The sequence below is a fragment of the Blastochloris sulfoviridis genome (assembly GCF_008630065.1).
Taxonomy (GTDB): Bacteria; Pseudomonadota; Alphaproteobacteria; order Rhizobiales; family Xanthobacteraceae; genus Blastochloris; species Blastochloris sulfoviridis.
The window spans coordinates 20,187-30,395 of sequence record NZ_VWPL01000038.1 but is presented as its reverse complement, the minus strand read 5'-3'; the positions used below and the strand labels follow the sequence as shown (position 1 = coordinate 30,395).

General features: G+C 69.8%; 7 protein-coding genes. 5 read left to right on the top strand and 2 right to left on the bottom strand.

All coding sequences use genetic code 11. The annotated features are described in order from the left end of the window. The first annotated feature begins 416 nt into the window (after positions 1 to 416). Entirely contained in the window at positions 417 to 2,831 is a 2,415-nt protein-coding gene (locus F1193_RS15105; protein WP_246164450.1) for an ATP-dependent helicase, read from the top strand. A gap of 56 nt (positions 2,832 to 2,887) precedes the next feature. Here the strand turns inward: F1193_RS15105 and F1193_RS15100 are convergent, their stop codons facing one another. Beyond that, on the bottom strand, positions 2,888 to 3,112 hold the full coding sequence (locus tag F1193_RS15100) for a hypothetical protein (protein ID WP_150098628.1): 225 nt from the start codon (positions 3,110 to 3,112) through the stop codon (positions 2,888 to 2,890). A gap of 428 nt (positions 3,113 to 3,540) precedes the next feature. Between F1193_RS15100 and F1193_RS15095 the strand changes: the two genes are divergently transcribed. The 4 genes from F1193_RS15095 to asnB all read left to right on the top strand — a co-directional run bounded on the left by F1193_RS15095 (position 3,541) and on the right by asnB (position 8,918). Further along, a complete protein-coding gene (locus tag F1193_RS15095) occupies positions 3,541 to 4,617 on the top strand; it encodes a LysR family transcriptional regulator (RefSeq protein WP_246164449.1) in 1,077 nt (358 codons plus the stop codon). 368 nt (positions 4,618 to 4,985) lie between these two features. Then, a complete protein-coding gene (locus F1193_RS17165; protein ID WP_170263700.1) occupies positions 4,986 to 5,129 on the top strand; it encodes a hypothetical protein in 144 nt (47 codons plus the stop codon). Between the two features lie 4 nt (positions 5,130 to 5,133). After that, on the top strand, positions 5,134 to 6,927 hold the full coding sequence (locus F1193_RS15090; protein ID WP_150098626.1) for an ABC transporter ATP-binding protein: 1,794 nt from the start codon (positions 5,134 to 5,136) through the stop codon (positions 6,925 to 6,927). Between the two features lie 83 nt (positions 6,928 to 7,010). Beyond that, complete coding sequence (asnB, locus tag F1193_RS15085; protein ID WP_150098625.1) at positions 7,011 to 8,918, top strand: asparagine synthase (glutamine-hydrolyzing); 1,908 nt, start codon at positions 7,011 to 7,013, stop codon at positions 8,916 to 8,918. Between the two features lie 73 nt (positions 8,919 to 8,991). Here the strand turns inward: asnB and F1193_RS15080 are convergent, their stop codons facing one another. Beyond that, positions 8,992 to 10,143, bottom strand: coding sequence for a glycosyltransferase (locus F1193_RS15080; RefSeq protein WP_150098624.1), 1,152 nt, complete (start codon positions 10,141 to 10,143; stop codon positions 8,992 to 8,994). Between the last annotated feature and the right edge of the window lie 66 nt (positions 10,144 to 10,209).

The window sequence follows — 10,209 nt, the reverse complement described above, 5'->3', positions numbered from 1 at the left end:
GTATCGAGAAAAATGAACCTCGCGCTTTGGAGCAAAGAGTTCTTCTTCGAACTCTTTGCTTATATGCGATAACCCTGCCCTTGTGGGAGAGGGTGCCGAGCGATCATCAGATCGCGAGGCGGGTGAGGGGTGACATCAAGCTGGCTTGAAGCAACCCCTCACCCGGCTCGACCTCGCTTCACTCGGTCTCGCCACCCTCTCCCGCAAGGGGAGAGGGAAGAAAGAGCCGGGCCAATCACCCGGAATCCGTTCAACGCGGTTCTGCGATGAAACCGCGGCCAAATCAAACTCTGCCTCGCCGCCCCAGTGGGCGCCGCTCTATACCCCCAGCATACCCTCGCCATTGCGCCGCGCCGGTGCCATTTTGTTCACGAATAGAGAATCAGGCCGCCCCGTCCGGCGGCCGGGAGAGCGGATTGACCGACCATCGCGACACGCCGCCGAGCGCCGCCCCGCCGGCCCCGCGCCCGGGCGGGCTCGCCGCCCGCGCCGCGGCGCTGACGCAACGTGCGCCCAGCTATCTCGACGGCCTCAACCCCGAGCAGCGCCGCGCGGTGGAGACGCTCGACGGCCCGGTGCTGGTGCTGGCCGGCGCCGGCACCGGCAAGACGCGGGTGCTGACCACCCGCATCGCCCACATCCTCCGCCTCGGCCGCGCCTACCCCTCGCAGATCCTCGCCGTGACCTTCACCAACAAGGCGGCACGCGAGATGAAGGAGCGCGTCTCGGCCATGGTCGGCGAGGCGGTGGAGGGCATGCCCTGGCTCGGCACCTTCCACGCCATCGGCACCCGCATCCTGCGCCGCCACGCCGAGCTGGTGGGGCTGAAGCCCAACTTCACCATTCTCGACACCGACGACCAGATCCGGCTGATCAAGCAGATCCTGGCGGCCGAGAACATCGACGAGAAGCGCTGGCCGGCCCGCACTTTGGCCGGGATGATCGACGGCTGGAAGAACCGCGGCCTCGCCCCCGAGCAGGTGCCGGCCGGCGAGGGCGCGGTGTTCGCGGCCGGCCGCGGCGCCGCGCTCTACGCCATGTTCCAGCAGCGGCTGAAGACGCTGAACGCCACCGACTTCGGCGACCTGCTGTTGGAGCCGATCCGCCTGTTTCGCGCCCACCCCGACGTGCTCGCCGACTATCAGCGGCGCTTCCGCTTCATGCTGGTCGACGAGTACCAGGACACCAACGTGGCGCAGTACCTGTGGCTACGCCTGCTGGCGCTTGAGGCCAAGAACATCTGCTGCGTCGGCGACGACGACCAGTCGATCTATGGCTGGCGCGGCGCCGAGGTCGACAACATCCTGCGCTTCGACCACGACTTTCCCGGCGCCGCCGTCATCCGCCTTGAGCGCAACTACCGCTCGACCGGCCACATCCTGGCCACCGCCTCCCACCTCATCGCCCACAATGAGGGCCGGCTCGGCAAGACGCTGTTCACCGACGACGCGCCGGGCGACAAGCCGACCGTCACCTCCACCTGGGATTCGGAGGAAGAGGCCCGCGCGGTCGGCGAGGAGATCGAGGCGCTGCAGCGCAATGGCCTGAAGCTCGACGACATCGCCATCCTGGTGCGCGCCTCGTTCCAGATGCGCGAGTTCGAGGACCGGTTTGTCACGCTCGGCCTGCCCTATCGCGTCATCGGCGGCCCGCGCTTCTACGAGCGCGCCGAAATCCGCGACGCACTCGCCTATTTCCGCTGCGTGGTGCAGCCGGCCGACGACCTGGCGTTCGAGCGCATCGTCAATGTGCCCAAGCGCGGCCTGGGCGACGCCGCCCTCAAGCTGATCCACGACCATGCCCGCGCTGCTGAGATCCCGCTGATCGCCGCGGCGCAGGACCTGATCGACACCGACGGCTTCAAGCCCAGGCAGCGCCTGGCGCTGCGCGAGCTTCTGCAGAATTTCGCCCGCTGGCGCGGCGAGCTCGACGCCAAGCCGCACGCCGAGCTGGCCGAGATCATCCTGGACGAGTCGGGCTACACCGGCATGTGGCAGCAGGACCGCTCGCCCGAGGCCGCCGGCCGGCTGGAGAATCTGAAGGAGTTGGTGCGCTCGATGCAGGATTATGCCGGGCTGCCGGCCTTCCTGGAGCATGTCTCGCTGGTGATGGAGAGCGACCGCGCCGATGGCGCCGAGGCCGTCTCGATCATGACGCTGCATTCCGCCAAGGGGCTGGAGTTCGACACCGTGTTCCTGCCCGGCTGGGAGGAGGGACTGTTCCCGCACCAGCGCGCGCTCGACGAGCAGGGCCGCGCCGGGCTGGAGGAGGAGCGGCGGCTGGCCTATGTCGGGCTGACGCGGGCGCGCCGCCGGGCGAAGATCTACTTTTCCGCCAACCGGCGCATCCACGGCCTGTGGTCCTCGACCATCCCCTCGCGCTTCGTCGACGAACTGCCGGAGGATCACGTCGAGATCGAGGAAAGCAAGGGCAAGCCCGGCTGGGGCGGCGGCATGGCGGGCCGGTTCGCGAGCCGGTTCGACAGCGCCGAGGCCTTCACCGCGTCCGACTACACCACGCCCGGCTGGCAGCGCGCCCGTTCGGGCCAAGGCTCGGGCTTCAGCGAGGCCGCCTCATCCTATCGCGGGACCGCCAATGGCGGCCGCGGCGGCAACGGCCGGGTGATCGAGGGCCGGGTGATCGAGGGGCACGTCGTCGCCAGGTCGGTCACGCCGCCGGCCGCAGGCTCGGACTTCGCGCGCGGCGAGCGGGTGTTCCACGTCAAGTTCGGCTATGGCGAGATCGTCGGGCTCGACGGCAACAAGCTCACCGTGCAGTTCGACAAGGCCGGCGAGAAGCGGGTGCTGGACAGCTTCGTCGAGCGGGTGTGATCCGGTCTCCGGCCGACCCCTTTGGGCGCACCGGCCGCCGTGGAGAGCCGGCGGCCTCAATGGCTGGCGCGCGCCGGCGGCCGGTTGCGGCACTCGCCGAGGGCCTCGCAGAACTGCTTCATCTCGTCATTCGAGACCATGTTCATTTCCATCTGGATCGCCAGACGCGCCATCTTCAGATACATGGCGATGTCCTGGAGATTGTAGTCCTTCGCCGTGGAAATGTGTTCGCCGAGCGCCTGGCACATGCCCTCAAGCTTCGCCTGCAGTTTCGGGTTCATCTTCGTTCCCCAGAAATCCGGCACTCTTTGAATTTGAAATTCTTTGCAGTCGGCAGTCTTCGGCCTTGCGGCAGTCCCTGAACTCGCCCGCCGCTCGCAGCCTGCCCAAGGCCGCCTCATCAAACCCGTATCTTCAGGCCCGCGCGCAGGCCCTGCTGCAACCCCACCGGCGGGATCCGGATTCCCGCCACGCTGCGGTTGCTGTAGGGATCCGCCCTGGACTGAAGAACTGGACTGCGAAAAACGCCCGACGCGGGATCGCGCCATGATGTTGCTTGCCGGCGGCGTGGACCGCACGCCCGCCAAATTTGCTGCGCCGCGATCCATGATCCGGAACTGCGCATCTGCGGTCGCGGCCAGCTCCACAAATTCAAACGAAACTACTGCCGGATGGGGGCGCCTGTATGTATCCGCAGCGTGAACGGGGTGTGCCGCCGGGGGAACGCGGCGGCGCCGTCGCCGCACACGCGGCCATCGACTGGGAACCGATCCGGCTGTTCCTGGAGGTTGCGCGCCGCGGCAGCTTCCGCTCCGCCGCCGACGCGCTGGGCATGTCGGTGAACGTCCTGCGCCGCCGCATCGGCGAGCTGGAGAGCGCCCTCGATATCAAGCTGCTCACCCGCCATGTCGACGGCGTGCGCACCACCGAGGAGGGCAAGCGCATCCTCGCCGCCGCCCAGCGCATGGAGCAGGCCTCGTTCGGCGTGCTGCGCGAACGCGACCAGATCGACCCGGCGATCACCGGCGAGGTGCGGCTCGCCATCACCGAGGGGCTCGGCGCCTTCTGGATCGTGCCGCGGCTGGTCGAGTTCCAGCGCCGCAATCCCGGCCTCTTGGTGGACATCTCCTGCGCCATGAAGTCGGCCGACGTGCTGCGCATGGAGGCCGACGTCGCCATCCAGCTCACCCGCCCCACCGCCAAGGACCTGAAGGTGGTGAAGATCGGCCGCCTGCACGTGATGCCGTTCGCCGCGCCCGCCTATCTCGACCGCCACGGCACGCCGGCCACCTTCGAGGAGCTGCTCAAGCACAAGATCGTGCTGCAGCTTGCCGACCAGGTCGCCGACTTCGCCGACTACGACCGCATCTTCCCGGGCATTCCCCAGCCGGGCTTCGTCGCCATCCGCTCCAATGTCAGCAGCACCCATTACTGGGCGATCGCCCGCGGCGCCGGGCTGGGCCTGCTGCCGACCTACGCCCAGGCGATCGGCGCGCGGGTGGTGCCGGTCGACCTGCCGCTGCGCATGCAGTGCGACATCTGCCTGACCTACCACCCCGACGCCGCCAAGATCGCGCGCGTGCGCCGGCTGATCGACTGGATGATCGCCGCCTTCGACCCCGACCGGTTCCCCTGGTTCCGCGACGACTTCATCCACCCGCGCGACTTCCCCGCCGACCTCGCCGGGGCGCCGGTGGCGAGCCTGTTCGAGGGCTTTGCCGGCATGGGAGGCGGCGTGGGAGGCACGCCGGATGGGGCATCCTCCGCCGATCCGTTCGGCCTGTAGGACATTCCGCTAGGGCACCCCCCGGCCGGCCACCAACCGTTGCCGAACCGGGCCGATGCTGCTATCCGCCGTTCAAAGCATGAACACGCGCGGCGCCGTCGGGCCGGGTCGGGCAGTCTTCCGGCGCAATCCGGCGCGGCGAGCAGTCGCACTGTCGCCGGCTCCAAGCCTCCCGGGCATGTCCCGGCCGTCAAGCGCATCCCGTCCCGAAGATCCCGCGTCCAGAAGATCCCGCGTCCAGAAGATCCGGCTTCAAGAGTTCCCGCGTTCGAGAGTTCCCGCGTTCAAGAGCTTCTGCGTTCGAGAGTTCCCGTGTTCCAGCCGTCTCCCCGTCCGCCTCGTCTCCCACTCAAGCAGGTTCCGCGCCCGTGACCTCCATTTCCCTGCGCCGTTTCGCCCTGTCCGGCGGCGATCTCGCCACCGCGCTGGCGCCCGGCCTGGCGGGCGCGCTCGTCATCACCGTCAGCAACCCGCGCGCAACAGCGCGGAGACGCCGCTCGATGCGAGCTTGATCCGATGAAGCCGTCCCACAAGGAAATGCCGGCCGCGCGCTCGCGCGGCTTTGCCGCCATCTTCCGCCGCGTCTGGGAGATTCTCGAACCCTGGCAGCGCCGGCGCGCACTCGGCGTGTCGGTGCTCATCACCTTGACGGCGCTGGTCGAGACGCTGTCGGTCGTCTCCATCGTGCCGTTCATCTCGCTGGTCGCCAACCCGGCGGCGCTGAGCAAGGGCGGGCTCTTGGGCACCGCCTATGCGATGTCCGGCGTGACGAGCGAGCGCAGCTTCCTGCTCCTGGTCGGCTTCGCGGTGCTGGCGGTCCTGGTGCTGGGCAACGCCTTCAAGACCTTCACCGCGTGGCGGATCGCGCTGTTCACCAATCTCGTCGGCCACGAGCTGTCGGTGCGGCTGGTGAGCGCCTATCTCTCCCAGCCCTACGCCTTCTTTCTTACCCGCCACTCGGCCGAGTTCGCAAAGAGCATTCTCGACGAGGTGTCCCAGGTCACCAACCGCATCATCCAGCCAGCCATGCTGGCGCTGTCGCGGCTGGTGGTGACGGTGTTCATCGGCGCCGTGCTGGTGGCGGCGGACCCGCTGGTCGCCCTTCTGGTCGTCGTCGTGCTGGGCGGCGCGTATTCGCTCATCTTCCTCGCGCTGCGCGGCGTCATCGCCCGCAGCGGCCAGGTGCGCTACGAGGCCAACCAGCTCCGCTACCACGTGGTCTCGGAAGGCTTCGCCGGCATCAAGGAGATCAAGATGCTCGGCCTGGAGGCCGTCTACGCCGCGCGCTTCGCCGGCCCCTCCGAGCGCTTCGCCCGCACCCAGGCCGGCAACCAGATCATCTCGCTGGCGCCGCGCCACAGCCTGGAGGCCATCGCCTTCGGCGGCGTGCTCGGCCTCGTGCTCTATCTGCTCGACACCCGCCAGACGCTGGAGAACGCGCTGCCGGTGGTGGCGCTGTTCGCCTTCGCCGGCTACCGCATCCTGCCCGGCCTGCAGGAGATCTACGCCAGCCTGACCACCATCCGCTTCGCCGCGCCGACCATCGAGGCGCTGCACCGCGACCTGACGACGATGCGCCCGCCCGCGGAGCCGGTGCACATCGCAGCCCCCCTGCCGCTGACCCGGGCGATCCGCTTCGAGAAGGTCACCTTCGCCTACCCCAACGCCGAGCGGCCGGCGCTGCGCGCGGTCGAACTCGAAATCCCGCGCGGCGCGCGGGTGGGCGTGGTCGGCCCCACCGGATCGGGCAAGAGCACGCTGATCGACCTGCTGCTCGGCCTGATCGTGCCGACCGAAGGGCGCATCCTCGCCGACGACGGCCCGCTCGACGGCGACGAGACGCTGCGCCGCTGGCGCGCCGGCATCGGCTACGTGCCCCAGCACATCTTCATCGCCGACGAGACGGTGGCCGCCAACATCGCCTTCGGCCGCCCGCATCAGGCGATCGACCGCGCGGCGGTGGAGCGCGCCGCCCGCGCCGCGCAACTGCACGACTTCATCGTCAACGAGCTGCCCGGCGGCTACGACGCCCGCGTCGGCGAACGCGGCGTCAGGCTCTCCGGCGGCCAGCGCCAGCGCCTCGGCATCGCCCGCGCGCTCTATGGCGACCCGGCCATCCTCGTCCTCGACGAGGCGACGAGCGCGCTCGACTCCGCCACCGAGGACGCGGTGATGGCGGCGATCGACGCGCTCGACCGCGACCGCACCATCATCATGATCGCCCACCGCCTGCGCACCGTGGAGCGCTGCGACATGCGGGTGGAGATCAAGAAGGGCGTGCTGTCGGTCAGCCAGCAGACGCAGGGCTGATACGGAGACAGGATGTTCGGTGATCGGGATGCGGCTCGATGGCTTGACCGGCCGGAGAACCGCATCAACCCAGGACGAGACTCATGTGCGGCATTGCCGGTCTGATCGATCCCCGCCGCCGCGGCGATGAGCCTTCGCTGGCGCGCGCCGCCCAGGCGATGGCCGAGAAAATCGCCCATCGCGGGCCGGATGGCGCAGGCGTATGGGTCGATGCCGCGGCGGGGCTCGCTTTGTCCCATCGCCGGCTCGCCATCGTCGATCTGTCGCCGGCCGGCGCCCAGCCGATGGTCTCGGCCGATGGAAACTGGGCGATCAGCTACAATGGCGAGATCTACAATGCCGCCGAGCTGCGCCGGCATCCGGCGCTGGGCGGCATCGCCTGGCGCGGCCATTCCGATACCGAGGCGATCGTCGAAAGCGTGGCGCGGCGCGGGCTCGCGGAAACGCTTCAAGACCTCAACGGCATGTATGCCATCGCGCTGTGGGACCGGCGCGCGCGCCGGCTGCATCTGGTGCGCGACCGGCTCGGCATCAAGCCGCTGTTCTTCGAGGCAACGAACGGACGCCTCGCCTTCGGCTCGGAGCTGAAGGCGCTGCGCGCGATCGATGACGAACCTCGCCAACTGAATCCGGGTGCGGTGGCGAGCTTCCTGCGCCTGGGCTACGTGCCGGCGCCGCACGCGATCTTCGTCGGCGTCGAGAAGGTGCTGCCGGGCGAGATCGCGACCTTTTCGGCCGACGGCACGCTCACCCGCTCGCGCTATTGGCGGCTGGAGGATGCGGTGGCGGCGGGCCGCGTCGATCCGCTCGACGTGTCCGATGGCGAGGCGGAGGACCGGCTCGCCGCCCTGCTCGCCGATGCCATCGGCCGGCAGATGATCGCCGACGTGCCGCTCGGCGCGTTCCTGTCGGGCGGCGTCGATTCCTCGACGGTGGCGGCGCTGATGGTTGGCGCCAACAAGGGCGCGGTGCGCACCTTCTCGATCGGCTTTCCCGAGTTCGGCTTCGACGAATCCGCGCACGCCGCCGCCGTCGCCCGCCATCTCGGCACGCAGCACACGGAGCTCGTCGTCACCGCCGCCGACGCGCTCGCCGTGGTGCCGCAGCTCGCCGACATGTTCGACGAGCCGTTTGCCGACTCCTCGCAAATCCCGACCCATCTCGTCTCCAAGCTCACCCGCGCCCACGTCACGGTGGCGCTGTCGGGCGATGGCGGCGACGAATTATTTGCCGGCTACAATCGTCATCTGGTGGCGGCGCGGGACTGGCCGCGCATCGCCCGCCTGCCGCTGCCGCTGCGCCGGATCGCGGCCTTCGGGCTCGGCGCGCTGCCGCCGCAACTGGTGGATTCGGCGGCGCACCTGCTGCCGCGCCGGCTTCTGCCGGCGCAGCCGGCCGACAAGCTCGCCAAGCTCGCCGGCATCCTGGCGCTCGACCCCGACGCGCTCTACCGGCGGCTGGTGAGCCAGGGGCCCGACCCCGCCCGCCATCTCGCCGCGCCGGAATGCATGCCGGGCCTGGGCGTGCCGCCGGACGGGCTCGACCTGCTCGACCGCATGCGCTTTGCCGACACCGTGACCTATCTGCCCGACGACATCCTGCAGAAGGTCGACCGCGCCTCGATGGCGGTGGCGCTGGAGGCGCGCCCGCCGCTGCTCGACCACCGCGTCGTCGAGTTCGCCTGGCGGCTGCCGCCCCGTTTCCTGGTGCGCGGCGGCGAGACCAAATGGATCCTGCGCCGGGTGCTCGACCGCCACGTGCCGCGCGCGCTGATCGACCGGCCGAAAATGGGGTTCGGCGTGCCGCTGGCCGACTGGCTGCGCGGGCCCCTGCGTGACTGGGCGGCGGACCTGATCGAGAGCGACGCCGGCGTGCTCGACCCGGCGCCGGCCCGCGCGCTGTGGCGCGAGCATCTGTCGGGCCGGCGCAACCACGCCTATGCGCTGTGGACGCTGGCGATGTTCGAGGCGTGGCGGCGGCGGTGGGGGTGATGATTCCGCGCATTCTTGTGGTTGGCGCCGCCGCGGGACGATTCATCGGCATGATGGAACACGCCGCCGGTCCTCACACCACCTCCCGAGGTCCGGGAATCCGTCCCGGCACGAGGGCCGCGTCGTCCAGCGCCTCCCGCCATAGCCTGTCATAGGCGTCCAGGACCATCGGCAGCGCCCACCGTTCGCGGATGCGCCTGTTCGCGTCTGCGCCGCGCACCTGCAGGGCCTCGGGACCCTCGGCGAGCATGTCGACAATGGCCGCAGCCAGGCGGGCGGGCTCGCGCGGCGGGACCACCGTGCCAGTGTCGCCGACGATGCGGGCGGCGTCGCCGACATTCGTCACGACGCAGGGGAGGCCGGTGGCCATGGCTTCGCCGACCGCATTGGGGAAGCCCTCGCCGAAGGCAGAGCTGAGGACGGCGAGGTCGAGGCCGCGCATCAGCCTGGGCACGTCGTCGCGCTCTCCCAGGGCGTGCGTCCGCGCGGCGAGCGCCGCCGGCAGGGACAGCCGCTCCGTGCCCCGCCCGATGAGGACGAACCGGGCGGCAGGCAGGCGCGCGGCGACGTCTTCGGCCGCAGCCAGAAAGGTCGCGTGGTCCTTCATGGGATCGACGCGCGCAACCAGGCCGATCGCCTGATCCTTCGGCGCCAGTCCCCAGGCCGTCCGCACGGCGGCCCGGTCGGCTGCATCCGGATGCCAGGTCGTGAGGTCAAAGCCGTTCGGCAGGACGACCCACCGGCGAGGCCGGTAGCCCAGGGCCGCGTGCACCGCCTGTCCCGCCGCGCTATTGCTGGTCACCGCCCAGGGACGGCCCGACAGGCGGACCAGCAGGGATAGAACGCGGCGCGTGGTGGGTTTGTACTGCGTCAGGTCCATGTCGGAACAGCGCAGGTTCCAGATCAGGCACGGCGTGCGGGTCAGAGCGGTGGCCAGGGTGCCGAGGAAGTCGGCGTGGTAGAGCCACGTCATGATGATGTCCGGCCGTTCACGCCGGATGATGCCGACGAGCCGGAGAAAGGACAGGTAGACCGAGCTTCCCATGTTCAAGGCGTGGAGGGGGACGCCGGCGCTTCTCAGAGCCTCGCCATAGACACCATCGCCGGTCAGCGAGACCACCGTCTGCCGGTAGGCGGCTAGACCCCGCGCCGTCGCCACGCGGGTGAGCATCCGTTCGGCTCCGCCGGAGCCGAGGGACGTAATGACGTGTAGGACCGCCGGCATTGTCCCCCCCTATGCTATGGTTAGGATTGGCCGGAGCGAACGGGCCGGCGGCCGGGTGTCGCGACC